The sequence below is a fragment of the Burkholderia sp. MSMB617WGS genome, assembly GCF_001532025.2.
GTDB lineage: Bacteria > Pseudomonadota > Gammaproteobacteria > Burkholderiales > Burkholderiaceae > Burkholderia > Burkholderia savannae.
Map to the genome: position 1 here is coordinate 1,350,090 of NZ_CP013457.1, position 25,538 is coordinate 1,375,627.

The window sequence follows — 25,538 nt, forward strand, 5'->3', positions numbered from 1 at the left end:
GGTCCGCCGCGCTCAGTTCGCGAGCAGCAGGAAAATCGCAGGGCGCTTGTGCAAATCGGGCACGGGCGCCTTTTTCCATTCTGCGGCCGAGCGGCTCGCGATCGTCTCGGTCGGCAGCGTGAGGTCGGCCGCGACGCATACGAGCGTCGACGGCGCGCACGTCGCGACGAGCGCATCGAGCATCGCGTGATTGCGGTACGGGGTCTCGATGAAGATTTGCGTCTGATTCGCCTTGCGCGACTGCTGCTCGAGCTCGCGCAGGCGCTTCGCGCGCGCGGCGGCGTCGACGGGCAGATAGCCGTGGAACGCGAAGCTTTGGCCGTTCAGGCCGGACGCCATCAGCGCGAGCAGGATCGAGCTCGGCCCGACGAGCGGCACGACCTTCACGCCGCGCTCGTGCGCGCGCCGCACGAGCAGCGCGCCCGGATCGGCGACGGCGGGGCAGCCGGCTTCCGACACGAGCCCGGCGTCGGCGCCGGCGAGCACGGGCGCGAGCAGCTTGCCGATCTCGCCCGCGGGCGTCTTCACGTTCAGCTCGCGGATCTCGATTTCCTGGATCGGCCGCTCGGTGCCGATTTTCTTCAGGAACGCGCGCGTCGTCTTCGCGTTCTCGCCGATGTAATAGCCGAGCGACGCGGCGCGCGCCTGCACGGCGGCGGGCAGTACGGCGGTGAGCATCTCGGCGTCGCCTTCGCCGAGCGTGTTCGGGATCAGATAAAGCGTGCCTGCCGTCATCGTCCGTTCGCTCCGCCGGAAGCCGGCGCCCGCGCGCCGAAGAGGGGATAGCCCGCCGCGCGCAGCATCCGCGTGAGCGCGATGAGCGGCAGGCCGACGAGCGCGGTCGGATCGTCGGAGTCGATCGCGTCGAGAAGCGCGATGCCGAGCCCTTCCGATTTCGCGCTGCCCGCGACGTCGTACGGCGTCTCCGCGCGCAAGTAGGCGTCGAGTTCGACGTCGGTCAGCGTGCGGAACCGTACGCGCGTCACCACGTCTTCGATCTGCGTCGCGCCCGAGCGGCTGTCGTACAGGCAAAGCGCGCTGTGGAATTCGACCTCGCGGCCGCGCATCGCCTGCAGTTGCGCGAGCGCGCGCTCATGCGTGCCCGGCTTGCCGATCTGCAGCCCGTCGAAGGTCGCGACCTGATCGGAGCCGATCACGAGCGCGCCGTGAGGCGCTCGGGCGCGTTCGGCCGCGGCGCGCGCCTTCGCGGCGGCGAGCCGCAGCGCGGTCGCCGACGGCGTTTCGTCCGGCAGCGGCGTTTCGTCGACTTCGGGCGTGATGACGTCGAACGGCACGCGCAGGCGTTCGAGGAGCTCGCGCCTGTAGCGGGAGCTGGAGGCGAGGATCAGCCGCGGCGGGCTGGAAGCGTTGTCCGGCATGATGGTGTCGGGTATCGGTCGGTTCGAAAGATCGGATGTGAAGGAATGGCCTCCGCCGCGCGGCACGCGGGCGCTCGGCGGGGGTGTGTTCGGTGATGCCTTAAGTATTTGACTCGAAAAGATAAAACGGGTATGCTCTTGCGCTTTTCATCGGCAGGGTTTTTGCGAGTGCCCGACCACGGCCCGATGCGTCCCATCGGCGTACGTACACATCGGGCGTGCGCATCGTGCGCCACGCATCGGGCGCGTGGTGCGCGGGCCGCCTGCACGAACGACGAGTTGTACCGAGGGTTGATACGGCAGGAGCGCACATGAATCCGTCTTCAGGTAAGCCTGCGGTTTCGCTCGATCCGCATGCGATCGATCTGTTCGAATTTGCGCGCAGCGCTCGGCAGGCGGCGGGTGCCGTCCGGCTTTCGCAGTTGCCGCGCATGTTAAACGAAGTGCCGGCGGACGCGCCAGACCGCGACACCGTATTCACCTGGCAGGCCGAGGGTTCGACGCAGCCCGAGCTGCAGGACGACGGCGCCGAGGGGCAACAGCCTTATCTGCGGCTCGCGCTGCACGGTGCCGCGTGGCTCGAGTGCCAGCGCTGCGTGACGCCGTACCGGCAGTCGTTCGACATCGACGTCGTGTACCGGATCGTCGCCTCCGAGGAAGAGGCGGACGAATTTCCGCTCGACGAAGATGACGTCGATGTGATCGTCGGCTCGCGCCAGTTCGATCTCGTCGAATTGATCGAAGAGGAGTTGCTGCTTTCGCTGCCGCTCGTGCCGAAGCACGACGTTTGTCCGGCGGTGCACGAAAGCCTCGTGTCGGGCGTGAGCGGTCCAGCGGCCGATACGGACGATACGTCCGACGAACCGGCGGGCGAAAGCGACAGGCCGAATCCGTTCGCGGCGCTCGAAGCGCTGAAAAAGGGCGGGGACGGCGGCAAACACTAAGCAGTTGGGGCGCGGGAAGGCGTGAGGCCGCAGGGCCGGGGTAGCAAGCGCCGGATCGGGCTGTGTTAGAATCCGGAAAATTTTTAGGAGTTAGTCATGGCAGTTCAACAAAACAAGAAGTCGCCGTCGAAGCGCGGCATGCATCGTTCGCACGATTTCCTGACGACCTCGCCGCTCGCCGTCGAGCCGAGCACGGGTGAAGTGCATCTGCGTCACCATATCAGCCCGAACGGCTACTATCGCGGCAAGAAAGTCGTCAAGACGAAGAACGACTAAGCGTTTCCGTCTCCGTGGCGCGCGTCTGATGGCCATTCAGGCTCGTCGCGTGACAACCGGTTCGCTTGACACTTTCCTGGCTCAACAAGAAGGCGGCATTCAACTGCCGCTTTTTTGTGCCTGAAATTCGTCGCATTCCATGACTGTAAAGCTCACAATCGATTGCATGGGAGGCGACCACGGCCCGTCCGTGACCGTTCCCGCGGCAGTCAAGTTCGTTCGGTCGCATCCCGACGCGCACCTGATGCTCGTCGGCATCGAAAGCGCGATCCGGGCGCAACTCAAGAAGTGCAAGGCGCTCGGCGAGCCTGCGCTGTCCGTCGTGCCGGCCACCGAAGTGGTCGCGATGGACGATCCCGTCGAAGTGGCGCTGCGCAAGAAGAAGGACTCTTCGATGCGCGTCGCCCTCAATCACGTGAAGGAAGGCGAGGCGCAGGCGTGCATCTCCGCCGGCAACACCGGCGCGCTGATGGCGGTGTCGCGCTACGTGCTGAAGACGTTGCCCGGCATCGAGCGGCCCGCGATCGCGTTCGCGCTGCCGAATCCGACGGGCTACACGATGATGCTCGACCTCGGCGCGAACGTCGACTGCGAGCCGCAGCACCTGCTGCAGTTCGCCGAAATGGGGCACGCGCTCGTCGCGGCGCTCGAGGGCAAGGAGCGGCCGACGATCGGTCTTCTCAACATCGGCGAGGAGATCATCAAGGGCAACGAAACAATCAAGCGCGCTGGCGAGCTATTGCGCGCGAGCACGTTGAATTTTCGCGGCAACGTCGAAGGAAACGACATCTACAAGGGCACCGTCGACGTGATCGTCTGCGATGGCTTCGTTGGCAACGTTGCATTGAAGACGTCCGAGGGCCTCGCGCAGATGCTCGCGGACATCATCAAGGAAGAGTTCAGCCGCTCGCTTTTGTCGAAGCTGATGGCGTTTCTGGCGCTGCCCGTGCTGCTGCGCTTCAAGAAGCGGGTCGATCATCGCCAGTACAACGGCGCGGCGCTGCTCGGCTTGCGCAGTCTCGTCATCAAGAGCCATGGCTCCGCCGACGCGTACGCGTTTGAGTGGGCGATCAAACGCGGGTATGATGCCGTCAAAAATGGCGTGCTGGAGCGTCTTTCGCGAGCGATGGCGGAAAACGCCGCGCCGCTTGGCGAAAGCGGTCGCGACGCGGGCGGAGCGGGGCAGGCGAGTCCGTCCGCAGGCCAGCCAGCCGAGCCCTCCGCCGCGCTTTCCTCGAAGACATAATGGCCCAATCGACCCTCTATTCCCGCGTGCTCGGCACGGGTAGCTACTTGCCGCCCGACCGCGTCACGAATCAAGAACTCGCCGCTCGTCTCGCGAAGGATGGCATCGAGACGAGCGACGAGTGGATCGTCGCGCGCACGGGCATCCACGCGCGGCACTTCGCTGCGCCCGACGTGACGACGAGCGATCTCGCGCTCGTCGCCGCGCAGCGCGCGATCGAGGCCGCCGACGTCGATCCGCAGTCGATCGACCTCGTCATCGTCGCGACGTCGACGCCCGATTTCGTGTTCCCGAGCACGGCGTGCCTGCTGCAGAACAAGCTCGGCATCAAGAACAACGGCGCCGCGTTCGACGTGCAGGCGGTGTGCTCGGGCTTCGCATACGCGCTTGCCACGGCCGACAGCTTCATCCGCACGGGGCAGCATCGCACGGCGCTCGTCGTCGGCGCGGAGACGTTCTCGCGCATCCTCGACTTCAAGGACCGCACGACCTGCGTGCTGTTCGGCGACGGCGCCGGCGCCGTCGTGCTGTCGGCGTCCGAAGAGCCGGGCATCCTCGGCAGTGCGCTGCACGCGGACGGCAGCTACTCGAACATTCTCTGCACGCCGGGCAACGTGAACCGCGGCGTCGTCGCGGGCAGCGCATTCCTGCACATGGACGGCCAGGCCGTCTTCAAGCTCGCCGTGAACGTGCTGGAGAAGGTCGCGGTCGAAGCGCTGTCGAAGGCGGATCTCGCGCCGGAGCAGGTCGATTGGCTGATTCCGCACCAGGCCAATATCCGTATCATGACAAGCACGTGCCGCAAGCTCGGCCTGCCGCAGGAACGCATGATCGTCACCGTCGACGAGCACGGCAACACGTCCGCCGCGTCGATCCCGCTCGCACTCGACGTCGCCGTGCGCGACGGCCGCATCAAGCGCGGCCAGCACGTGCTGATCGAAGGCGTCGGCGGCGGCTTCACGTGGGGCGCGTCGGTCTTCCGCTTCTGACGGGTTTCTCCTCGCATCCCATCGGCGCGCAGTTCGTGCGCGCCGCTCGATTCGATTCATTTGGGGACGATATGAAATTTGCATTCGTTTTTCCGGGCCAGGGCTCGCAATCGGTCGGCATGCTCAATGCATTCGCCGACGTCGCCGTCGTGCGCGAGACGCTCGACGAAGCGTCCGACGCGCTGGGTCAGGACATCGGCAAGCTGATCGCCGACGGCCCGGCCGACGAACTCAATCTGACGACGAATACGCAACCCGTGATGCTGACGGCCGCGTACGCGTGCTATCGCGCGTGGCGGCAGGCGGGCGGCGTGGAGCCGTCGATCGTCGCGGGCCACAGCCTCGGCGAATACACGGCGCTCGTCGCCGCGGGCGCGATCGCGTTTCGCGACGCGCTGCCGCTCGTGCGCTTCCGCGCGCAGGCGATGCAGACGGCCGTGCCCGTCGGCGTGGGCGGGATGGCGGCGATTCTCGGTCTCGACGACGATGCGGTGCGCGCGGTGTGCGCCGAGGCGTCGGCGTCGGGCGTCGTCGAAGCGGTGAATTTCAACGCGCCCGCGCAAGTCGTGATCGCGGGCACGAAGGCGGGCATCGAGAGGGCCTGCGAAATCGCGAAGGCGAAGGGCGCGAAGCGCGCGCTGCCGCTGCCCGTGTCGGCGCCGTTCCACTCGTCGCTGCTCAAGCCCGCGTCGGACAAGCTGCGCGACTACCTCGCGAAGGTCGACGTGAAGGCGCCGCAGATTCCCGTCGTCAACAACATCGACGTCGCGCAGGCGTCCGATCCCGAGGCGATCAAGGATGCGCTCGTGCGCCAGGCGGCGGGCCCCGTGCGCTGGGTCGAGTGCGTGCAGCACATCGCCCGCCAAGGCGTGACGCACGTGATCGAGTGCGGCCCGGGCAAGGTGCTCGCGGGCCTCACGAAGCGCATCGACGGCAACCTGGTCGGCGCGTCGGTGTTCGATCCGGCGTCGCTCGACGAAGCGCTCAAGCTCGCCGCCGCCTGACGTTGCGTCAGGCGCGCAAGCTTGCCGATTCAACCGAAACACGGAACCACTGCATGGACAAGACTCTCGACAAACAAGTCGCGATCGTGACCGGCGCGTCGCGCGGGATCGGCCGCGCGATCGCGCTCGAGCTCGCGCGCCGCGGCGCGACGGTGATCGGCACCGCGACGACCGAAGCGGGCGCCGAGGGCATTTCCGCCGCATTCAAGGAAGCCGGGCTCGAAGGCCGCGGCGCCGTGCTGAACGTCAACGATGCGGCGACGGTCGACGCGCTCGTCGAGTCGACGCTCAGCGAGTTCGGCGCGCTGAACGTGCTCGTCAACAACGCGGGCATCACGCAGGATCAGCTCGCGATGCGGATGAAGGACGAAGAGTGGGACGCCGTCATCGACACGAACCTGAAGGCGGTATTCCGTCTGTCGCGCGCGGTGCTGCGCCCGATGATGAAGGCGCGCGGCGGACGCATCGTCAACATCACGTCGGTGGTCGGCTCCGCGGGCAATCCGGGGCAGATCAACTACGCGGCCGCGAAGGCGGGCGTCGCGGGGATGACGCGCGCGCTCGCGCGCGAGATCGGCAGCCGCGGCATCACCGTGAATTGCGTCGCGCCGGGCTTCATCGACACCGACATGACGAAGGTGCTGCCGCAAGATCAGCAGGCCGCGCTGAAGACGCAAATTCCGCTCGGCCGCCTGGGCAGCCCGGAGGACATCGCGCATGCGGTCGCGTTCCTCGCATCGCCGCAGGCCGGCTACATCACGGGCACGACGCTGCACGTGAACGGCGGCATGTTCATGTCGTAACGGAATTCGTTTACCATCCGCGCCGTGCATGCGTGACAGCGCATCCGGCGCATGCTTGGCCGCAAAGCCGGCGCGCATTTTGGGCAGCACCAAACCTGCTAAAATGCGCGCACTTGTAAATCTGAACTTTCCCTCGGAGGGGTAATGGACAATATCGAACAACGCGTCAAGAAGATCGTCGCCGAACAACTGGGCGTCGCCGAAGCTGAAATCAAGAACGAAGCGTCGTTCGTGAACGACCTCGGCGCGGACTCGCTCGACACGGTCGAACTGGTCATGGCGCTCGAAGACGAGTTCGGCATGGAAATTCCGGATGAAGAGGCAGAGAAGATCACGACCGTTCAGCAAGCGATCGACTACGCTCGCGCGAACGTCAAGGCGTAACACGCACGCCGTCTGCAAGTTTTTGCACACGCTGCGCTGGATGCGCGATCGCGTCGGCGTCGTCGCCGGCCGAGCTAACAGCCACAGGGCTCGCAGGAGTGGTTCCTGTGGCCGCTGTGGCTTTTGTTTTTGTCATTCAATGGAAAAGAGGTTACCGTGAGCCGCCGTCGTGTTGTTGTTACAGGCCTTGGGCTGATTTCGCCTGTTGGCAATAATGTTGCCGACGGCTGGGCCAATCTCGTGGCCGGCAAGTCCGGCATCGTCAATATCACGAAGTTCGATGCGACGAACTTCTCGACCCGCTTCGCAGGCGAGGTGAAGGGCTTCAACGTCGAGGACTACATCCCGGCGAAGGAAGCGCGCCACATGGATACCTTCATCCATTACGGGATCGCGGCCGGCGTGCAGGCGATGCACGACAGCGGCTTCCAGGTCACCGACGAAAACGCGGAGCGCGTCGGCGTCGTGGTCGGCTCGGGCATCGGCGGGCTGCCGATGATCGAAGTCACGCAGACCGAGCTGCTCAATCGCGGCCCGCGCCGGATCTCGCCGTTCTTCGTGCCGGCGTCGATCATCAACATGATCTCCGGCCACCTGTCGATCAAGTTCGGCATCAAGGGCCCGAATCTCGCGATCGTCACCGCGTGCACGACCGGCCTGCACTGCATCGGCGAGGCCGCGCGCCTCATCGAATACGGCGACGCCGACGTGATGATCGCGGGCGGCGCGGAGTCGACCGTGTCGCCGCTCGGCATCGGCGGCTTCGCGGCGGCGCGCGCGCTGTCCCAGCGCAACGACGATCCGGCGACGGCGAGCCGTCCGTGGGACAAGGACCGCGACGGCTTCGTGCTCGGCGAGGGCGCGGGCGTGATGGTGCTCGAGGAGTACGAGCACGCGAAGGCGCGCGGCGCGAAGATCTACGCGGAAATCGCGGGCTACGGGATGAGCGGCGACGCCTATCACATGACGGCTCCGCTCGAGGACGGCGACGGCGCGCGCCGCTGCATGCTGGCCGCGCTGCGCAACGCGGGCGTGAATGCCGATCAGGTGAATTATCTGAACGCGCACGGCACGTCGACGCCGCTCGGCGATCTGGCCGAGACCGTCGCGATCAAGCGCGCGTTCGGCGACCACGCGAAGGACATCGTCGTCAACTCGACCAAGTCGATGACGGGGCACTTGCTCGGCGGCGCCGGCGGGCTCGAATCGGTGTTCACGGTTCTCGCGGTCCACAATCAGGTGTCGCCGCCGACGATCAACATCTTCAACCAAGATCCCGAGTGCGATCTCGACTATTGCGCGAACGAAGCGCGCGAGATGAAGATCGACATCGCGCTGAAGAACTCGTTCGGCTTCGGCGGGACTAACGGCACGCTGGTTTTCAAGCGCGTCTGACGCGGGGTCGCTTGACGGAGCCGTTCCACGCCGCATCGGCAGGTGCGCAGCACGTCGTGCTGCGCGCGTCGGCGTGCTTGCGCGCCGCATGCGCGCTGTTCGTGCCGGTCGTCGGCGCGGCGGTGCATGCGGGCGCCGCGCCGCTCGTCGGCAACGGCGGGGCGGCGGCGCTCGCCGTGCTGGTCGCGGCGCTCGTCGCGCTGCGCGCACGGGCCGCCTGCGAGCGGCGCCAGCCGGCCGCGTTGCGGATCGATGCCGGTGCGGGCGTGCTCGCGGCGTTCGATCGCGGCGGGCGGCTGCTCGCGCGCGGTCGGATCGCCGGTTGCACGCAATGGAGCGATCTGCTCGTCGTGCTGACGGTGCAAGGCCGCGGCCGGCGCGCAACGCCGCTCGTGATCCCGGTGGACGCGGTCGACGCGCCCGTGTTCCGCGCGCTCTGCGTGCTCGGCCGGCGCGCCGCGCGCGGGACGCTCGCGGCGGCATGAGCGCGGCCGGGACCGTTCCCTGGCTCAAACGCGCATGAGCGCCTCGAGCGGGAACGTTACAATAGCGCTCCGCGTTGCTTCCCTCGTTTACGGATTTGTCAGGTGAGTGAAAAAGAAATCGATCAGGTACTGGTCGAGCGCGTACAGAATGGCGACAAGGCGGCGTTCGAACTCCTGGTCTCCAAATACCACCGCAAGATCATCCGGTTGATCTCGCGCCTCGTGCGAGATCCCGCGGAGGTCGAGGACGTGGCCCAGGACGCGTTCATCAAGGCCTATCGCGCGTTGCCGCAGTTTCGCGGCGAGTCGGCGTTCTACACGTGGTTGTACCGGATTGCCGTCAATACGGCGAAGAACTACCTTGCGACCCAGGGGCGCCGGGCGCCCACGTCCACCGACGCGGATGCCGAAGAGGCTGAAACTTTCTCCGATGCGGACCAACTAAGGGATATCAACACGCCTGAGTCGATGTTGATGAGCAAGCAGATCGCCCAAACGGTCAACGCCGCGATGGCGCTGTTGCCGGAAGAGCTGCGAACGGCCATCACGCTGCGCGAAATCGAAGGTCTGAGCTACGAAGAGATCGCGGAGATGATGGGATGCCCGATCGGCACCGTTCGCTCGCGGATCTTTCGCGCCCGCGAGGCGATCGCTGCAAAATTGCGGCCGCTGCTCGATACGCCGGAAGGCAAGCGCTGGTGAGCGCCTGAGGCGAATCGAAGCGGCTTGGGGTCTAGTTACGGAGTCGTGTGTTACGACGGGGTGTGCAAGATGGGGAGCATCATGGGGTCGGTCTCTACGCAGTCGCATACGTGTTCGCAACGCGAGCGCGTGTCCGCTCTGGTCGACGGCGAAGCGCCTGAGGGCCTTTCGCTGAAACAGATTCTCGCAGGGCTGGGCGACGCCGAGCGCGCGACATGGGCACAGTATCACGTGATCGGCGACGCGCTTCGGTCCGACGAGCTCACGCTCGAGCCGGCCGAAAGCGGCGCATTCATGGCCCGCTTCTCGGCGAGCCTCGTGGCCGAGCCGCACCTGCTCGCGCCCGCCGCCGCGCCCGTCGCGCGCCGGCTGCTGGGGCTGCGGCGCCGGGTCGTGCCCGCGTTCGCGGTGGCGGCCGCCGCGGCGACGTTGACGTGGATCGTCGTGCCGCAGATGCAGCGCGTCGGCGCGCCGGGTGCTGTCCAGGTTGCGTTGGTGAGCCCCGCGCAGCAAGGCCTGCAACGCGTGTCGGCCGCTCAGCCCGCGCTGCAGGACGCGAACATCATTCGCGATGCGAGCCTCGATCAATATCTCGAAGCGCATCAACAGTTCGCGCAGCAGCCCGTCGTGACGGGTTCGATGCCGGTCATTCGCACAGCCGTCACCACGCAAGGCCAATAAATTCGATGCGGACGTTGCAGTTGAATCAAGCCATCCTCGGTTGGAGGCGGCTGCCGGCGCTGTTGCTGTGCGCGGCCGCGCTGTTGTCCGTCCAATCCGCTGCCTTCGCTCAGCAGCCCGACAATCCCGTGGCCACCCGGCGCTCGGCCGCCGAGTGGCTCGATCGCATCCAGCAGGCCGCGCAGCAGCAGAACTACGAAGGCACGTTCGTGTATCAGCGCGGCGCGTACGTGCAGTCGTCCCGGATCGTCCATTTCGCGTCGAAGGGCGACGGCGAATTCGAGCAGGTCGAAAGCCTCGACGGCAAGCCGCGCAAGCTGCTGCGCCACAACGACGATCTCTACACGTTCGTGCCCGAGCGGCGGCTTTGCGTCGTCGAGCGCCGCCAGAACAAGGATTCGTTCCCCGCGCTGCTGGGTGCGGGCGGCGAGCAGGTGCTGTCCGTCTACGAGCCGAAGGCGCTCGGGCGCGACCGCGTCGCGGGCCTCGACGCGCAGGTCGTCGAACTCGTGCCGAAGGACGCGTACCGCTTCGCGTACAAGCTGTGGACCGACGCGAAGACGGGGCTTCTGCTGCGTTCGCAGACGCTCGATGCCGACGATCACGTGCTCGAGCAGATCGCGTTTTCGCAGCTGCAGCTCGGCGCCGCGGCGCCGAACCAGAAGACTGCGATCGCGGCCGGCATGCGCAATCTCGGCGGCTGGACCGTCGTGCGGCCGCCGGTGGCGCCCATCGACATCGAGGCGCAGGGCTGGCAGATCGCGCCGACGGTCGCGGGCTTCCGCAAGATCCGCGAGGTGCGCCGCCCGATGGCCGCGCGCGACGCGAGCGATCCGCCGATTCCGGTCGATCAGGCCGTGTTCACCGACGGTCTCGCGACCATTTCGGTCTTTATCGAGCCAGCCGAAAAGAACAGCCGCAAGGAAGGGGCGGGCAGCACCGGCGCGACGCACGTGCTCGTCAAGCGCCGCGGCGATTTCTGGATCACCGTTCTCGGCGAAGCGCCTCCCGCGACGTTGCAGCAGTTCGCGTCTGCCATAGAATACAAGGCTTCCAAGTAACCTTCCGGTTTCCGACATGATGAATCCCTCGCTGCGCACCAGGCTCGTCGCCGCAGCGGTGGCGGCCTTGGCGCCGCTTGCCGCGCACTCGGCGACGGCGGCTCCGAATGTCACGGCCGCGCCCGCCGCCACGGGCACGGCGCCCGCGCCGCGCGCGGCTTTGCCCGATTTCGCGGACCTCGTCGAGAAAGTCGGCCCGGCGGTCGTCAACATCCGGACGACGGCCAGCGTGCCGGCCGATACGCGCGGCGCGCTGCCGCCCGGCCTCGACAACGGCGACATGTCGGAATTCTTCCGCCGCTTCTTCGGCATCCCGCTGCCGCAGCCGCCGGGCGGGCAGAAGAACGCGCCGAGCACGCCCGACGCGCCCGACACCGAGCAGAACCGCGGCGTCGGCTCGGGCTTCGTCCTGTCGCCTGACGGCTACGTGATGACGAATGCGCACGTCGTCGACGACGCGGACACGATCTACGTGACGCTCACCGACAAGCGCGAATTCAAGGCAAAGCTCATCGGCGTCGACGAGCGCACGGACGTCGCGATCGTGAAGATCAGCGCAACGAACCTGCCGACCGTCGCGATCGGCGATTCGAACCGCGTGCGCGTCGGCGAATGGGTCGTCGCGATCGGCTCGCCGTTCGGCCTCGACAACACGGTCACGGCCGGCATCGTCAGCGCGAAGGGCCGCAACACCGGCGACTACCTGCCGTTCATCCAGACCGACGTCGCCGTCAACCCCGGCAATTCGGGCGGCCCGCTCATCAACATGCAGGGCGAGGTGATCGGCATCAACTCGCAGATTTACAGCCGCACGGGCGGCTTCATGGGCATCTCGTTCGCGATTCCGATCGACGAGGCGATGCGCGTCGCCGAGCAGCTGAAGGCGTCGGGCAAGGTCACGCGCGGCCGAATCGCGGTCGCGATCGGCGAGGTGACGAAGGAAGTCGCCGATTCGATCGGCCTGCCGAAGGCGGAAGGCGCGCTCGTGAGCAGCGTCGAGCCGGGCGGCCCGGCCGACAAGGCCGGCCTGCAGCCGGGCGACATCATCCTGAAGTTCAACGGCCGCCCGGTGGACACGGCGTCGGATCTGCCGCGCATGGTCGGCGACACGAAGCCGGGCGCGAAGGCGACGGTGACGGTGTGGCGCAAGGGGCAGTCGCGCGATTTGCCGATCACGATCGCCGAATTCCCGACCGACAAGGGCGCGAAGACCGAGAGCCGCCAGGCGCCGCAGCAGAAGCCGCGCAGCAATGCGCTCGGTCTGACGGTCAGCGACCTGTCGCCCGAGCAACTGAAGACGCTCAAGCTGCGCAACGGCGTGCAGATCGATGCGGTCGACGGCCCGGCCGCGCGCGCGGGCCTGCAGCGCGGCGACATCGTGCTGCGCGTCGGCGACGTCGACATCACGAGCGCGAAGCAGTTCGTCGACGTGGCCTCGAAGCTCGATCCGCAGCGCGCGGTCGCGGTGCTCGTGCGGCGCGGTGACAACACGCAGTTCATCCCGATCCGGCCGCGTCAGAAGTGAGCGCCGCCGCGCGATTCACGCTGTACGGCCGAGGCTGGTGCCATTTGTGCGACGACATGCGCGACGCGCTCGCGCCTGTCGCGGCCGAATGCTCGGCGAGCGTCGACTACGTCGACATCGACGCGGAGCCGGCGCTCGTCGCGCGCTACGACGAGGACGTGCCGGTGCTGCTGCTCGACGGCGTCGAGGTGTGCCGGCACCGCTTCGACGAGGCGCGGGTCAGGGAGGCGCTCGCGCGGCGCGGGGCGTGACGCGCGGCGCCGGCGTCGAAGGCGGGCGCCTAAAAGAACGTATGGGGAGAGTGGGTGCGGCCGCACCGTAGCGGCATGCGCGAGCGGCCAGCAGCGCCCGCCGAACGATCGCGCCGCGCGCCGCTGGCCAGGGGCGCGCGCCCGAGGTCCAAAATGCCGCCCCTAGCGGGCCTTTTCGGCTAAAATAGGCCGTTTTTTCACCGACTTACAAGGCGTGCTCCGCGGTCGTCGAGCGCGCCTTTTTCGCTTGATCGGCACTGAATGGATCATATTCGCAACTTCTCGATCATCGCGCACATCGACCACGGCAAGTCGACGCTCGCGGATCGCATCATCCAGCTTTGCGGCGGCCTGTCCGACCGCGAAATGGAAGCGCAGGTGCTCGACTCGATGGATCTCGAGCGCGAGCGCGGCATCACGATCAAGGCGCAGACCGCCGCGCTCACCTATCGCGCGCGCGACGGCAAGGTCTACAACCTGAACCTCATCGACACGCCGGGGCACGTCGACTTCTCGTACGAAGTGAGCCGCTCGCTGTCCGCGTGCGAGGGCGCGCTCCTCGTCGTCGACGCGAGCCAGGGCGTCGAGGCGCAGACCGTCGCGAACTGCTACACGGCGATCGAGCTCGGCGTCGAAGTGGTGCCCGTGCTCAACAAGATCGATCTGCCGGCTGCCAATCCGGAGAACGCGATCGCCGAAATCGAGGACGTGATCGGCATCGACGCGACGGACGCCGTGCGTTGCAGCGCGAAGACGGGCTTGGGCGTCGAGGACGTGCTCGAGTCGCTGATCGCGAAGGTGCCGCCGCCGAAGGGCGACCCCGACGCGCCGCTGCAGGCGCTCATCATCGATTCGTGGTTCGACAACTACGTCGGCGTCGTGATGCTCGTGCGGATCGTCAACGGCACGCTGCGCCCGAAGGAAAAGATCAAGCTGATGGCCACCGACGCGCAGTACGCGGTCGAGCACGTCGGCGTGTTCACGCCGAAGTCGCGCAACCTCGAATCGCTGTCGGCGGGGCAGGTGGGCTTCATCATCTCCGGCATCAAGGAGCTGACGGCGGCGAAGGTCGGCGATACGGTCACGCACGCGACGAAGTCCGCGCCCGAGCCGCTGCCGGGTTTCAAGGAAGTGAAGCCGCAGGTGTTCGCGGGCCTTTATCCCGTCGAGGCGAACCAGTACGACGCGCTGCGCGAGTCGCTCGAGAAGCTGAAGCTGAACGACGCGTCGCTGCAATACGAGCCGGAAGTGTCGCAGGCGCTCGGCTTCGGTTTCCGCTGCGGCTTTCTCGGCCTCTTGCACATGGAAATCGTCCAGGAGCGGCTCGAGCGCGAGTTCGACATGGACCTCATCACGACCGCGCCGACGGTCGTCTACGAGGTCGTGCAGAGCGACGGCGCGACGATCATGGTCGAGAATCCGGCGAAGATGCCGGAGCCCGCGCGGATCGCCGAGATCCGCGAGCCGATCGTGACGGTCAACCTGTACATGCCGCAGGACTACGTCGGCTCGGTGATCACGCTGTGCGAGCAGAAGCGCGGCATGCAGATCAACATGCAGTATCACGGGCGGCAGGTGCAGCTCACGTACGAAATCCCGATGGCGGAGATCGTGCTCGATTTCTTCGATCGGCTGAAGTCGGTGTCGCGCGGCTACGCGTCGATGGATTACGAGTTCAAGGAATACCGGACGTCGGACGTCGTGAAGGTCGACATGCTGATCAACGGCGACAAGGTCGACGCCCTCTCGATCATCGTCCACCGTTCGCAGTCGCAGTATCGCGGCCGCGAAGTCGCCGCTAAGATGCGCGAGATCATTCCGCGCCAGATGTACGACGTCGCGATCCAGGCGGCGATCGGCGCGCACATCATCGCGCGCGAGAACATCAAGGCGCTGCGCAAGAACGTGCTGGCGAAGTGTTACGGCGGCGACATCACGCGCAAGAAGAAACTGCTCGAGAAGCAGAAAGAAGGCAAGAAACGAATGAAGCAGGTGGGTTCGGTCGAGATCCCGCAGGAGGCGTTCCTGGCGATCTTGCGAGTCGAAGACAAATAAACAGGACTGATCCTCTATGAATTTTGCGTTGATCCTTTTCGTGCTCGTCGTCGTGACGGGCATTGCATGGGTGCTGGACAAGCTGGTTTTCCTGCCGCAACGGAAGAAGGCGGCAGACGCGGCGGTCGCCGAGTTCGACCGCCAGCAGGAGCGGATCGGCGAGCGCTTCGCCGACGAGAACGCGCCGCAAACGCGCGCGCGGCTGCGCGACGAGAAGCTGCGCCAGCCGTGGTGGCTCGAGTACACGGCGAGCTTCTTCCCGGTGATTCTCGTCGTGTTCGTCGTGCGCTCCTTCATCGTCGAGCCGTTCAAGATTCCGTCGGGCTCGATGGTGCCGACGCTCCTCGTCGGCGATTTCATCCTCGTCAACAAGTTCGACTACGGCCTGCGCCTGCCGATCACGAATCAGAAGATCACCGAGGGCCGCCCGCTGCAGCGCGGCGACGTCGTCGTGTTCCGCTATCCGAAGGACGAATCGGTCGACTACATCAAGCGCGCGATCGGCCTGCCGGGCGACACGGTCGCGTACCAGGACAAGAAGCTGACGATCAACGGCCAGCCCGTGCCCGAGGCGCCGCTGCCCGACTACTTCGACGAAGAGCGGATGAACTACGCGAAGCAGTTCGAGGAAACGATCGGCGCGCGCAAGAACGCGATCCTCAATAATCCGGCGGTGCCGCCGTTCGTAATGGGCGCGGACGATTATCCGTATCGAGACAACTGCCAGTACGACAGCCGCGGCGTCGTCTGCAAGGTGCCGCCCGGCCATTACTTCATGATGGGCGACAACCGCGACAACAGCGCGGACAGTCGTTACTGGGGCTTCGTGCCGGACAAGAACATCGTCGGCCGCGCCTTCTTCATCTGGATGAACTTCAGCGAACTGAAACGCGTCGGCTCGTTCAACTGAGCTGTGCGTCGATGTTGCGACACGCCGCGCGAGGGCTGCGCGGCGTGTTGCCGAACGACTTTAAGAACCGGCGGCAACACCGCCTCGCCACGCCTTTTCGCGCCAGGTCGCGTTTGCCGACCGAAGCGGCGCCCGCGTTATACTCCTGTCCATGGCCCTATCCCAGTTGGAAAGCCGGCTGCGCTATGAATTTCGCAATGCGGAATTGTTGCGCCAGGCTTTGACCCATCGCAGTCACAGTGCCACGCATAACGAACGGCTCGAGTTTCTTGGCGACTCCGTTCTGAATTGCGCGGTGGCCGCCCTTTTGTTCCAGCGTTTCGGCAAGCTGGACGAGGGCGACTTGTCGCGCGTGCGGGCGAACCTCGTCAAGCAGCAGTCGCTCTACGAAATCGCTCAGGCCCTCAATATCTCGGACGGCCTGCGGCTCGGCGAGGGCGAGCTGCGCAGCGGCGGGTTCCGAAGACCGTCGATCCTCGCGGACGCGTTCGAAGCCATCATCGGGGCGGTGTTTCTCGATGGCGGCTTCGAAGCCGCCCAAGGGGTCATCAAGCGCCTGTACGTGCCGATTCTCGATCACATCGATCCGCGCACGCTCGGCAAGGACGCGAAGACGCTGCTGCAGGAGTATCTGCAGGGCCACAAGATCGCGTTGCCGACCTACACCGTCGTCGCGACGCATGGTGCGGCGCACAATCAGCAATTCGAAGTCGAATGCACGGTGCCGAAGCTGGACGTGAAGGTGTCCGGCTCGGGCGCGAGCCGCCGCGCGGCCGAGCAGGCCGCCGCGAAGAAGGCGCTCGACGAGGTGATGGCGGCCGCGCCGATGCTCGCCGCGAAGCCGAAGCGCTCGAAGAGCGCGCGCGGCGCGAAGCACGTGGAGCCGGAGATCGTGCCGGGCGTGAAGGGCGTGCAGGAGGCGCTCGACCTGCGCTCGCCGGATCGCAAGGAGCGTGGCGTGAATCACGCGGCGGGCGTCGATCCGAAGGCTGCCGACGCGAAGGCGGTTGACGTGAGGGCCGCGCTCGAAGCCGTGCCGATCGACGCGAAGGCGGCTGAGCCGAAGCACGCCGACCCGAAGATCGCGGAGTTCCGAGCCGACGATCCGAAGGCGGCCGACGCGAAAGCCTCGGCCGACGCGAAGCCCGTCGAGGCGAAATCCGCCGACGCGAAGGCGGGCGCGCAGGCTCATGCGGCGGCGTCGTTCGCTGCGCCCGCGCAGGCCGACGATGCGTCCGTGCGTTCGCACGCCGCCACGCCCGTCGCGGTGATCCGCGCGGCGCACGTCGAACATGGTGTCGACAAGGCCGAGCCGCGCGCGGCGAAGCCGGCGGACAAGCCTGCTTCGGCGGCCGACAAGTTGCCGGAGAAGCCGGCGGAGAAGGCGACGGAACCCGTGTCCGACAAGGGGCTCGACAAAGGACACGACAAGGGGCTCGAGAAGCCGCATGACAAGCCGTCCGATCATGCCCCGGAAAAAGCGTCCGACAAGACGGCCGAGAAAACCGACGCCGCCGCGCGCGGCGCCGCGGGGGCGTCCGACCGTCCGCCGCGCGCCCGCGATGCGTCGCCGTCCGCCGCCGAGCCCGATCTGGCCGCCGCGCCCGTGCGCGTCGCCGATGCAGGTCATTGACATCGTCCCAATCGACATTGCGGTCGCGCACGGTCGCGCGGCCGCTTCCGAACCCAGCAGCAACCTGATATGAACGCACCCGCTCCCACCGGTTTCCGTTGCGGCATGATCGCGATCGTCGGTCGTCCGAACGTCGGCAAATCCACGCTGATGAACGCGCTCGTCGGCCAGAAGATCAGCATCACGTCGCGCAAGGCGCAGACGACCCGCCACCGGATCACCGGCATCCGCACGCTCGACGACGCGCAGTACATCTTCGTCGACACGCCCGGCTTCCAGACGCGCCACAGCACCGCGCTCAACCGGTCGCTGAACCGCGCGGTGACGTCGACGCTGACATCGGTCGACGCGATCCTGTTCGTGATCGAGGCGGGCCGCTTCGGCCCCGACGACCAGAAGGTGCTCGACCTGATTCCGCCCGGCACGCCGACGCTGCTCGTCGCGAACAAGCTCGACCGCGTGTCGGACAAGGACACGCTGTACCCGTTCTTCCAGAAGATGGGCGAGCTGCGCGAGTTCGCGGAGATCGTGCCGCTGTCGGCGAAGCATTCGGAGGACATCCAGCGGCTGATGAACACGATCAAGCCGTACTTGCCGCAGGGCGACGCGATCTACGGCGAAGACGATCTGACCGATCGCAGCTCGCGCTTTCTCGCGGCCGAGATCCTGCGCGAAAAGGTGTTTCGCTGGACGGGCGACGAGCTGCCGTACACGAGCACCGTCGTCATCGACAAGTTCGAGGAGGAGGGGCGGCTCACGCGCGTGTTCGCGACGATCCTCGTCGAGCGCGACTCGCACAAGGCGATGGTGATCGGCAAGAAGGGCGCGAAGCTCAAGCAGATCAGCACCGAGGCGCGACAGGACATGGAGAAGCTGTTCGACGGCCCCGTCTATCTCGAAACCTTCGTCAAGGTGAGGAGCGGCTGGGCCGACAACGAAGCGGGGCTGCGCGCCTATGGGTACGAATGACGGGACGTCCGATGTCGGGATGACCGACGAGGCCGACGCCGACCCGCAACCTTCGATCGCGCCGTCTACGCAGCCCGCGCCGGACGCCGAGAAGCCGGCGCGCAAGCCGCGCCGCGCCGCCGCGCGCACATCCGAATTCCGGATCGCGGAGCAGCCGGGGTTCGTGCTGCACGGCTATCCGTATCGCGAGACGAGCCTCGTCGTCGACGTGCTGACGCGCGATCACGGCCGCATCGCGCTCGTCGCGAAGGGCGCGAAACGCCCGCATTCGGCGCTGCGCGGCGTGCTGCAGACGTTCCAGCCGCTGTCGTTGTCGTGGACCGGCAAGTCCGAGCTGCGCACGCTGACGGGCGCCGAATGGGTGGGCGGCATGCTGCCGCTCGCGGGCGACGCGCTCCTGTGCGGCTTCTACGTGAACGAGCTGCTCGTCAAGTTCTGCGCGCGCGAGGACCCGCACCCGCCGCTCTTCAAGCACTATCTCGTCACGCTCACGCGCCTCGCGCACGGCGAGCCGCCCGTGCAGGTGCTGCGCTCGTTCGAGCGCGTGCTGTTGCGCGAGACGGGCTATGCGATGTCGCTCAAGCGCACGGTCGCGCGGCGCGCGGTCGAGCCCGACAAGCTCTATGTGTTCGATCCGGAGCGCGGCGTGCGCGACGCGGGCGGCGACGTACCGTCGCACTGGCCGGTGATCGCCGGCCAGACGTTGCTCGACATGGAAGAGGACGATTACCATCGGGCGCAGACCGTCGCGCAAAGCAAGACGCTGATGCGCTTCCTGCTCAACACCTATCTGGGCGGCACGCCGCTCGCCACGCGTCAGATCCTGATCGACCTGCAAAACCTATGAGCTTTTTCCTGACATCGCCCACCGCCATCGAACTGGGCGTCAATATCGACCACGTCGCGACGCTGCGCAACGCGCGCGGCACAGCGTATCCGGACCCCGTGCGCGCGGCGCTCGCCGCCGAGGACGCGGGCGCCGACGCGATCACGCTGCATTTGCGCGAAGACCGCCGGCACATCGTCGACGCGGACGTGCGCACGCTGCGTCCGTTGCTGAAAACGCGGATGAATCTCGAATGCGCGGTGACGGCGGAGATGCTCGACATCGCGTGCGAGATCGGTCCGCACGACGCGTGCCTCGTGCCGGAGAAGCGCTCGGAGCTGACGACGGAAGGCGGCCTCGACGTCGCAGGCCATTTCGACGCGGTGCGCGCCGCATGCAGGCAGCTCGCGGACGCCGGCGTGCGCGTGTCGCTCTTCATCGATCCGGACGACGCGCAGATCCGCGCCGCGCACGAGACGGGCGCGCCCGTGATCGAGCTGCACACGGGCCGCTACGCGGATGCGCACGGCGAAGCCGAGCAGCGGCGCGAGTTCGAGCGGATCGCGGCGGGCGTCGACGCGGGCATCGCGCTCGGGCTCAAGGTGAACGCGGGGCACGGGCTGCACTATACGAACGTGCAGGCGATCGCCGCGCTGCCCGGCATCGCCGAGCTGAACATCGGCCACGCGATCGTCGCGCACGCGGTGTTCGTCGGCTGGGACAACGCGGTGCGCGAGATGAAGGCGATCATGGTCGCGGCGCGCGTCGCCGCGCTGCACGGCGGCCGCTGATACGCATGGCGATCTACGGCATCGGCACCGATCTCGTCCAGGTGAGCCGCATCGCCGCCGTGCTCGCGCGCACGGACGGCCGCTTCGCGGAGAAGGTGCTCGGCCCCGACGAGCTGCGCGTGTTCCGCGCGCGGCGCGCGCGCTCGGAGGCGCGCGGCATCGCGTTCCTCGCGACGCGCTTTTCGGCGAAGGAAGCGTTCTCGAAGGCGATCGGCCTCGGCATGCACTGGCCGATGACGTGGCGCGCGCTGCAAACGCTCAACCGGCCGAGCGGCGAGCCGTACGTCGTCGCGTCGGGCGAGCTCGCCGCATGGCTCGATGCGCGCCGCATCACCGCGCGCGTGACGGTGAGCGACGAGCGCGATTACGCGGTGACGTTCGTCGTCGCCGAGGCGCCCGACGACGTCGCCGCCGCGCGCTCGGCCGCCGCTTCCTGATTCCTTCTCCGCAAGGGCTGATTCGATGAAACTGACTCCCGGCCCGGTGATGCTCGACGTCGCCGGCACGACGCTCACGCGCGACGACGCGCGCCGTCTCGCACATCCGCAGACTGGCGGCGTGATCCTGTTCGCGCGCCACTTCGAGAGCCGCGCGCAGCTCGTCGCGCTCACCGACGCGATCCGCGCGATTCGCGACGACATCCTGATCGCGGTCGACCACGAAGGCGGCCGCGTGCAGCGCTTTCGCACCGACGGCTTCACGGTGCTGCCCGCGATGCGCCGGCTCGGCGAGCTGTGGGACAAGGACGTGCTGCACGCGACGAAGGCGGCGACCGCGGCCGGCTACGTGCTCGCGTCCGAGCTGCGCGCGTGCGGCGTCGACATGAGTTTCACGCCCGTGCTCGATCTCGATTACGGCCGCTCGAAGGTGATCGGCGATCGCGCGTTCCATCGCGATCCGCGCGTCGTCGCGCTGCTCGCGAAGAGCTTGAACCACGGGCTTGCGCTCGCCGGGATGGCGAACTGCGGCAAGCATTTTCCCGGTCACGGTTTCGCGCGAGCCGATTCGCACGTCGCGCTGCCGACCGACGACCGTCCGCTCGACGAGATCCTCGCGAACGACGCCGCGCCGTACGACTGGCTCGGGCTGTCGCTTTCGGCGGTCATTCCGGCGCACGTGATCTACACGCAAGTCGATGCGAGGCCGGCGGGCTTCTCGCGCGTGTGGCTGCAAGACGTGCTGCGCGGCCGGCTGGGCTTTCCGGGCGCGGTGTTCAGCGACGATCTGTCGATGGAGGCGGCGCGCGAAGGCGGCACGCTCGCGCAGGCGGCGCAGGCCGCGCTCGACGCGGGCTGCGACATGGTGCTGATCTGCAATCAGCCGGATGCGGCGGAGCGGGTGCTCGACGCGCTGCGCGCGACGACGTCGCGCGAATCGCTGCGGCGAATCAAGCAGATGCGGCCGCGCGGCAAGGCGCTCAAATGGAACAAGCTGATGCGCGAGCCGCGCTATCTGCGCGCGCAGGCGCTCCTGCGCAGTACGTTCGCCTGATGCGAAACGGGCGAGGGCGGCGCGCGGCCGCCCTCGCGTCGACGTCGATCGGGCGTCAGCCGATCTTCATGCGTTGCAGCTTGTTGTAGAGCGTCTTCGGGCTGATGCCGAGGAGCGTCGCCGCGCGGTGGCGCGTGCCGCCGACCGCGTCGAGCGTCGCGCGGATCAGCAGGTCTTCGACGTCGGCGAGCGGCGTGCCGACGCGCACCTGCACGCTGCTGCCGTTCAGCGCCGCGCCGGGCTGTGGATACGCGTCGCCCGCGCGCAGCGTTTCGATGAAGTCGCCCGACTGGTCGTATGCGAGCCGCACGCGCTCCAGCAGCTCGCGCACGTTGCCGGGCCAGTCGTAAGCGAGACATTCGCGGATGAAGCCCGGCGCGGCGCGCTTGTCGGTGATGTTCAGGCCCGCGGCGCGCGCGTCGCGGTTCAGGTCGTCGACGAACGCTTCCGCGATTTCGATCACGTCGTTGTCGCGCTCGCGCAGCGGCGGCAGGCCGATCGACGCGGCGTCGAGGCGCAGCCACAGATCCTCGCGCAGCGTGCCGTTCGCGACCGCCTCGCGGGCCGGGCGGCGCGTCGTCGCGATCAGCCGGAAGTCGCTCGCGATCTCGATCGTGCCGCCGACGCGCATGAAGTTCTGCGAATCGAGCGCGCGCAGCAGCGCCTCCTGCAGCGAAAGCGGCAACGCGGTGATTTCCTCGAGAAACAGCGTGCCGCCGCTCGCCTGCTCGAAGACGCCCGGGTCGCGCCGCTCGACGCCCGTGTACGCGCCGCGCTCGCGGCCGAGCAGCATGCTCTCGACCGCGCGGCCGTTGGTTTCGATGTTGCGCGGCGACTGAACGGCGGCGCGGCAGTCGAACGCGACGAACGGGCCCTTGCGGCGGCGGCTCAGGTCGTGCAGCGTGCGCGCGGCCGCCTCCTTGCCCGTGCCGGGCTCGCCCCACAGCAGCACCGCGGTTTCGGTCCGCGCGTTGTGCTCGATCATGTCGTAGACGTGCTGGATCGCGTCGCTGCGCCCGACGAGCGAGCCGAAGCGGCCGAGGCGGCGCAGCGTCGCGCGCAGCGCCTGCACTTCCTCGATCAGCTCGTACGGGCGGGGAATCCGCGCGAGCAGGCTGCGCAGCCGCGGGATGTTGACGGGCTTCAGCAGGTAATCCCAGACGCCGTGCCGCAGCCCTTCGATCGCGCTCTCGACGGTCGCGTTGCCCGTCAGCACGATCACCGGCAGCGAGCCGTTCGGCTGCTGCTGCGGCAGGTTCTGCAACAGATCGAAGCCGCTGCCGTCGGGCAGGTTCAGGTCGACGAGCACGACGTCGGGAATCGAGCGGGCGAGTGCGCCGCGCGCCTCGGCGAGCGACGTCGCCGTATCGACCGAGAATCCGTCCGCCGCGAGCAGCGCGGTCAGGCCGGACAAGCTATTGGGATCGTCTTCGACAATCAGGGCGTGTGGCATGGTGTGCGCGAGTTGAAAGACCGATCCGTCGGCCGGACCGGCGTACAGCCCCCATTTCGGGATGAGAAATGAATTTTATGCCCCATCGCGCACTTGGCGTACGGTATTTGTTATCGACTATAAAACAGTTACGGATGATACAAATTGAATCCCGTCACGGTTTCTGCAAAGCATTGTTTATGATGTGGCGCCTTTATGCAATAAGCGGCGCCGAATAAACAAAAAGCGCCCCGAAGGGCGCTTTGTTCGACCTGATCGCGCAAACGGCGCTTATGCGCGGCTGCGGTATTCGTTCGTGCGCGTGTCGATTTCGATCTTGTCGCCGGTATTGCAGAAGAGCGGCACCTGCAGCTCGAAGCCCGTCGAGAGTTTCGCGTTCTTGAGCACCTTGCCCGACGACGTGTCGCCCTTGACGGCCGGCTCCGTGTACGTGATCTCGCGAACGAGGATCGTCGGCAGTTCGACCGAGATCGCCTTTTCGTTGTAGAACACGACTTCGCACGTCATGCCGTCTTCGAGGTAGTTGAGCGCGTCGCCCATCATTTCCGCTTCGACTTCGTACTGGTTGTAGTCGGCGTCCATGAACACGTACATCGGGTCCGCGAAGTACGAGTACGTCACTTCCTTGCGGTCGAGCACGACGATGTCGAATTTGTCGTCCGCCTTGTAGACCGATTCCTGGCCCGCGTTCGTCAGCAGATTCTTCAGCTTCATCTTGACGACGGCGGCGTTGCGGCCCGATTTGTTGTATTCCGTCTTCGACACGACCCAAGCGTCGTTGCCGACCATCACGACGTTGCCTACGCGGAGTTCCTGTGCGGTTTTCATAACTAAAACTATCCTGAACGAGAGAAGTTGCCTGAGCGTTGCTCAACGGCCAACGGCGCAAGCGGGCTCGAACCGGCAGCCGAGCGGCCGCGTCTGTGATCGGTCGCGGCCGGACGGCCCCCTTTATCCTGGCGCGTCGCGCCGATAACGGACGCGCTTGCGTGGTCAGCCATTGGATAACCGCTTATTTTAACTGAGTTTTTGCAAAATTCGCCAGATTTCCGGCGAGGCCGCCGACGGCCGCGAGTTCGTCCGCCCAGCTCGCCGCGCGCGCGGCGAGCGCCGCGCGGTGCCGCCAGAAATCGGCCCAGTCGGGCGCGCCCGCGCCGTTCCATGCGTGCCAGAAGCGCTCGGTGGCCGCGCGCGTTGCGTGATCGACGCGCGCGTTGAAGTGCGCGAGCGCCGCGTCGAGCTTCGGCAGATGCGCGGCGTCGGCCTGCGGGTAGATCTGCCAGACGAACGGCCGGCGCGCCCATTGCGCGCGGACGAACGAATCCTCGCCGCGCACGAAGTTCACGTCGCTCGCCCACAGCAGCAGGTCGTAGTCGGGCTGCGCGACGAACGCGAGCCCGTGCGCGGCGACGCTGCCGCGCGCCGCGTGCGCGCCGGCGCCGAACGAGCCGACCCCGAAAAAGCGCGCGATGCTCGCGGAGATCCGGCCCTCCGGCACGAGCAGCGCGATCGGCTCGCCGCCGTCGCGCCATTGCTCGAGGAGCGCGTCGAGCGCCGGGTTTTCGTATGCGAAGAGCGACACGACGGTCGCGTCCGGGCCGGGCATCGGCGCGCGTGCGACGCTTTGCCACCACGCGCGGCGCGCGTCGCCGCTCGCTTCGAACGCGGCGCGGCGCGCGTCGAGGTCGCGCTCCTTCAGCACGCCGCCCGTGCCGGGGCCGAGGCCGGGGAAGAAGAAGGTTTTCGTGAGCGGGTAGCGCGGGTGCGGCGACGGCCGCAGATGGAAGTCGCAGACCCAGTCCTCGGCGCTCAGGTATTCGAGATTGATCCACACGGGCGGCCGCGCGCGGCGCGCCATCGCGGCGACGTACGCGCCCGGCAGCTCGCATGCGAACGCTTCGATCACGACGTCGGCGATCTCGAGCGTGTCGCCGGCGTGCGCGGGCGCGCGCCAGTGCTCGACGACGATGCCGTCGACGGTCTGGCGCGCGGCGTCGGGCCTGGCGGCCGGCTGAAGGCGCGCGAACGTCGCGAGGTCGTCGACGAAGATCCGCACCTGCCAGCCGTGCTCGGCCGCGAGCTGGCGCGCGAGACGCCAGCACACGCCGATGTCGCCGAAGTTGTCGACGACCGCGCAGAAGATGTCGCATGCGATCGCGCTTGCGGCGGCGTCCGTGGGGCGAATGTCGGCGAGGGCGGAGGCGGGGGGCGTGAGGGGAGCGGACGACGTCATCTGATCTGTGCCAAGCGAAGCGAGTGGGGCGCCGACCGGCCGATCGGCGCGC

27 protein-coding genes are annotated in these 25,538 nt (G+C 67.2%); 22 read left to right on the top strand and 5 right to left on the bottom strand.

What is annotated here, in order from left to right; genetic code table 11:
• Positions 1-12: 12 nt before the first annotated feature.
• A complete protein-coding gene (locus WT60_RS06755) occupies positions 13-735 on the bottom strand; it encodes an SAM-dependent methyltransferase (RefSeq protein WP_060356886.1) in 723 nt (240 codons plus the stop codon).
• Positions 732-1,379, bottom strand: coding sequence for a Maf-like protein (locus WT60_RS06760; RefSeq protein ID WP_038750307.1), 648 nt, complete (start codon positions 1,377-1,379; stop codon positions 732-734). The genes WT60_RS06755 and WT60_RS06760 overlap by 4 nt, the downstream gene beginning before the upstream one ends.
• A 311-nt stretch (positions 1,380-1,690) precedes the next feature.
• Here WT60_RS06760 and WT60_RS06765 point away from each other — a divergent pair, with 311 nt between their 5' ends.
• The 22 genes from WT60_RS06765 (at position 1,691) to nagZ (ending at position 21,800) form a co-directional block, all read left to right on the top strand.
• The gene (locus WT60_RS06765; RefSeq protein WP_038750309.1) at positions 1,691-2,323 is read left to right on the top strand and encodes a DUF177 domain-containing protein; all 633 of its coding nucleotides are present in this window, start codon (positions 1,691-1,693) and stop codon (positions 2,321-2,323) included.
• Between the two features lie 96 nt (positions 2,324-2,419).
• The gene (rpmF, locus tag WT60_RS06770; protein ID WP_004192741.1) at positions 2,420-2,599 is read left to right on the top strand and encodes a 50S ribosomal protein L32; all 180 of its coding nucleotides are present in this window, start codon (positions 2,420-2,422) and stop codon (positions 2,597-2,599) included.
• A 139-nt stretch (positions 2,600-2,738) separates the two neighbouring features.
• Positions 2,739-3,845, top strand: coding sequence for a phosphate acyltransferase PlsX (plsX, locus tag WT60_RS06775; RefSeq protein WP_059584616.1), 1,107 nt, complete (start codon positions 2,739-2,741; stop codon positions 3,843-3,845).
• Positions 3,845-4,834 (top strand): beta-ketoacyl-ACP synthase III, encoded by a 990-nt coding sequence (locus WT60_RS06780; protein WP_038750313.1) that lies wholly within the window; start codon positions 3,845-3,847, stop codon positions 4,832-4,834. Before plsX ends, WT60_RS06780 begins: the two co-directional genes overlap by 1 nt.
• Positions 4,835-4,905: 71 nt before the next feature.
• Entirely contained in the window at positions 4,906-5,838 is a 933-nt protein-coding gene (gene fabD / locus WT60_RS06785; protein WP_038750315.1) for an ACP S-malonyltransferase, read from the top strand.
• Positions 5,839-5,891: 53 nt separating this feature from the next.
• Positions 5,892-6,641, top strand: coding sequence for a 3-oxoacyl-ACP reductase FabG (gene fabG / locus WT60_RS06790; RefSeq protein ID WP_038750318.1), 750 nt, complete (start codon positions 5,892-5,894; stop codon positions 6,639-6,641).
• Positions 6,642-6,785: 144 nt separating this feature from the next.
• Entirely contained in the window at positions 6,786-7,025 is a 240-nt protein-coding gene (gene acpP / locus WT60_RS06795) for an acyl carrier protein (RefSeq protein ID WP_004197638.1), read from the top strand.
• A 156-nt stretch (positions 7,026-7,181) separates the two neighbouring features.
• Positions 7,182-8,420, top strand: a complete 1,239-nt coding sequence (gene fabF / locus WT60_RS06800) for a beta-ketoacyl-ACP synthase II (protein WP_060356887.1) — start codon at positions 7,182-7,184, stop codon at positions 8,418-8,420.
• Between the two features lie 11 nt (positions 8,421-8,431).
• Entirely contained in the window at positions 8,432-8,905 is a 474-nt protein-coding gene (locus WT60_RS06805) for a hypothetical protein (RefSeq protein ID WP_038750322.1), read from the top strand.
• A gap of 102 nt (positions 8,906-9,007) precedes the next feature.
• On the top strand, positions 9,008-9,607 hold the full coding sequence (gene rpoE, locus WT60_RS06810; protein WP_038750323.1) for an RNA polymerase sigma factor RpoE: 600 nt from the start codon (positions 9,008-9,010) through the stop codon (positions 9,605-9,607).
• An 81-nt stretch (positions 9,608-9,688) separates the two neighbouring features.
• Complete coding sequence (locus tag WT60_RS06815; protein WP_060356888.1) at positions 9,689-10,288, top strand: sigma-E factor negative regulatory protein; 600 nt, start codon at positions 9,689-9,691, stop codon at positions 10,286-10,288.
• A 5-nt stretch (positions 10,289-10,293) separates the two neighbouring features.
• Positions 10,294-11,349 carry a MucB/RseB C-terminal domain-containing protein gene (locus tag WT60_RS06820; RefSeq protein WP_038750327.1) on the top strand — a complete coding sequence of 352 codons (1,056 nt, stop codon included), beginning with the start codon at positions 10,294-10,296 and terminating at the stop codon, positions 11,347-11,349.
• A 16-nt stretch (positions 11,350-11,365) separates the two neighbouring features.
• The gene (locus WT60_RS06825; protein ID WP_038750329.1) at positions 11,366-12,874 is read left to right on the top strand and encodes a DegQ family serine endoprotease; all 1,509 of its coding nucleotides are present in this window, start codon (positions 11,366-11,368) and stop codon (positions 12,872-12,874) included.
• The gene (locus tag WT60_RS06830) at positions 12,871-13,125 is read left to right on the top strand and encodes a glutaredoxin family protein (RefSeq protein ID WP_038750331.1); all 255 of its coding nucleotides are present in this window, start codon (positions 12,871-12,873) and stop codon (positions 13,123-13,125) included. Before WT60_RS06825 ends, WT60_RS06830 begins: the two co-directional genes overlap by 4 nt.
• A 261-nt stretch (positions 13,126-13,386) precedes the next feature.
• The gene (gene lepA / locus WT60_RS06835; RefSeq protein WP_038750333.1) at positions 13,387-15,180 is read left to right on the top strand and encodes a translation elongation factor 4; all 1,794 of its coding nucleotides are present in this window, start codon (positions 13,387-13,389) and stop codon (positions 15,178-15,180) included.
• 16 nt (positions 15,181-15,196) lie between these two features.
• Positions 15,197-16,090: a signal peptidase I gene (gene lepB, locus WT60_RS06840; protein WP_038750336.1), complete on the top strand. Its 894-nt coding sequence runs from the start codon at positions 15,197-15,199 to the stop codon at positions 16,088-16,090.
• Between the two features lie 151 nt (positions 16,091-16,241).
• Positions 16,242-17,723, top strand: a complete 1,482-nt coding sequence (rnc, locus tag WT60_RS06845; RefSeq protein WP_038750338.1) for a ribonuclease III — start codon at positions 16,242-16,244, stop codon at positions 17,721-17,723.
• 69 nt (positions 17,724-17,792) lie between these two features.
• Positions 17,793-18,692, top strand: coding sequence for a GTPase Era (gene era, locus WT60_RS06850; protein ID WP_038750341.1), 900 nt, complete (start codon positions 17,793-17,795; stop codon positions 18,690-18,692).
• Between the two features lie 19 nt (positions 18,693-18,711).
• Positions 18,712-19,539: a DNA repair protein RecO gene (gene recO / locus WT60_RS06855; RefSeq protein WP_186448572.1), complete on the top strand. Its 828-nt coding sequence runs from the start codon at positions 18,712-18,714 to the stop codon at positions 19,537-19,539.
• Complete coding sequence (gene pdxJ / locus WT60_RS06860; protein ID WP_038750344.1) at positions 19,536-20,309, top strand: pyridoxine 5'-phosphate synthase; 774 nt, start codon at positions 19,536-19,538, stop codon at positions 20,307-20,309. Before recO ends, pdxJ begins: the two co-directional genes overlap by 4 nt.
• Before the next feature lie 5 nt (positions 20,310-20,314).
• Entirely contained in the window at positions 20,315-20,746 is a 432-nt protein-coding gene (acpS, locus tag WT60_RS06865) for a holo-ACP synthase (protein WP_059584622.1), read from the top strand.
• Positions 20,747-20,771: 25 nt separating this feature from the next.
• Positions 20,772-21,800 carry a beta-N-acetylhexosaminidase gene (nagZ, locus tag WT60_RS06870; protein WP_038750349.1) on the top strand — a complete coding sequence of 343 codons (1,029 nt, stop codon included), beginning with the start codon at positions 20,772-20,774 and terminating at the stop codon, positions 21,798-21,800.
• A 55-nt stretch (positions 21,801-21,855) separates the two neighbouring features.
• Here nagZ and WT60_RS06875 read toward each other — a convergent pair whose 3' ends face one another.
• From WT60_RS06875 to earP, 3 genes are all read right to left on the bottom strand, one after another.
• Positions 21,856-23,253 carry a sigma-54 dependent transcriptional regulator gene (locus WT60_RS06875; protein ID WP_038750351.1) on the bottom strand — a complete coding sequence of 466 codons (1,398 nt, stop codon included), beginning with the start codon at positions 23,251-23,253 and terminating at the stop codon, positions 21,856-21,858.
• 270 nt (positions 23,254-23,523) lie between these two features.
• A complete protein-coding gene (gene efp / locus WT60_RS06880; protein ID WP_038750354.1) occupies positions 23,524-24,081 on the bottom strand; it encodes an elongation factor P in 558 nt (185 codons plus the stop codon).
• 184 nt (positions 24,082-24,265) lie between these two features.
• On the bottom strand, positions 24,266-25,486 hold the full coding sequence (gene earP, locus WT60_RS06885) for an elongation factor P maturation arginine rhamnosyltransferase EarP (RefSeq protein WP_038750356.1): 1,221 nt from the start codon (positions 25,484-25,486) through the stop codon (positions 24,266-24,268).
• Positions 25,487-25,538 lie beyond the last annotated feature (52 nt).

Bases quoted from the DNA above. Each gene is read 5' to 3' on its own strand.
- WT60_RS06755 (WP_060356886.1), bottom strand. From the start codon at position 735: ATGACGGCAGGCACGCTTTATCTGATCCCGAACACGCTCGGCGAAGGC.
- WT60_RS06760 (WP_038750307.1), bottom strand. From the start codon at position 1,379: ATGCCGGACAACGCTTCCAGCCCGCCGCGGCTGATCCTCGCCTCCAGC.
- WT60_RS06765 (WP_038750309.1), top strand. From the start codon at position 1,691: ATGAATCCGTCTTCAGGTAAGCCTGCGGTTTCGCTCGATCCGCATGCG.
- rpmF (WP_004192741.1), top strand. From the start codon at position 2,420: ATGGCAGTTCAACAAAACAAGAAGTCGCCGTCGAAGCGCGGCATGCAT.
- plsX (WP_059584616.1), top strand. From the start codon at position 2,739: ATGACTGTAAAGCTCACAATCGATTGCATGGGAGGCGACCACGGCCCG.
- WT60_RS06780 (WP_038750313.1), top strand. From the start codon at position 3,845: ATGGCCCAATCGACCCTCTATTCCCGCGTGCTCGGCACGGGTAGCTAC.
- fabD (WP_038750315.1), top strand. From the start codon at position 4,906: ATGAAATTTGCATTCGTTTTTCCGGGCCAGGGCTCGCAATCGGTCGGC.
- fabG (WP_038750318.1), top strand. From the start codon at position 5,892: ATGGACAAGACTCTCGACAAACAAGTCGCGATCGTGACCGGCGCGTCG.
- acpP (WP_004197638.1), top strand. From the start codon at position 6,786: ATGGACAATATCGAACAACGCGTCAAGAAGATCGTCGCCGAACAACTG.
- WT60_RS06815 (WP_060356888.1), top strand. From the start codon at position 9,689: ATGGGGTCGGTCTCTACGCAGTCGCATACGTGTTCGCAACGCGAGCGC.
- WT60_RS06820 (WP_038750327.1), top strand. From the start codon at position 10,294: ATGCGGACGTTGCAGTTGAATCAAGCCATCCTCGGTTGGAGGCGGCTG.
- WT60_RS06825 (WP_038750329.1), top strand. From the start codon at position 11,366: ATGATGAATCCCTCGCTGCGCACCAGGCTCGTCGCCGCAGCGGTGGCG.
- lepA (WP_038750333.1), top strand. From the start codon at position 13,387: ATGGATCATATTCGCAACTTCTCGATCATCGCGCACATCGACCACGGC.
- lepB (WP_038750336.1), top strand. From the start codon at position 15,197: ATGAATTTTGCGTTGATCCTTTTCGTGCTCGTCGTCGTGACGGGCATT.
- rnc (WP_038750338.1), top strand. From the start codon at position 16,242: ATGGCCCTATCCCAGTTGGAAAGCCGGCTGCGCTATGAATTTCGCAAT.
- era (WP_038750341.1), top strand. From the start codon at position 17,793: ATGAACGCACCCGCTCCCACCGGTTTCCGTTGCGGCATGATCGCGATC.
- recO (WP_186448572.1), top strand. From the start codon at position 18,712: ATGACCGACGAGGCCGACGCCGACCCGCAACCTTCGATCGCGCCGTCT.
- pdxJ (WP_038750344.1), top strand. From the start codon at position 19,536: ATGAGCTTTTTCCTGACATCGCCCACCGCCATCGAACTGGGCGTCAAT.
- acpS (WP_059584622.1), top strand. From the start codon at position 20,315: ATGGCGATCTACGGCATCGGCACCGATCTCGTCCAGGTGAGCCGCATC.
- nagZ (WP_038750349.1), top strand. From the start codon at position 20,772: ATGAAACTGACTCCCGGCCCGGTGATGCTCGACGTCGCCGGCACGACG.
- WT60_RS06875 (WP_038750351.1), bottom strand. From the start codon at position 23,253: ATGCCACACGCCCTGATTGTCGAAGACGATCCCAATAGCTTGTCCGGC.
- efp (WP_038750354.1), bottom strand. From the start codon at position 24,081: ATGAAAACCGCACAGGAACTCCGCGTAGGCAACGTCGTGATGGTCGGC.
- earP (WP_038750356.1), bottom strand. From the start codon at position 25,486: ATGACGTCGTCCGCTCCCCTCACGCCCCCCGCCTCCGCCCTCGCCGAC.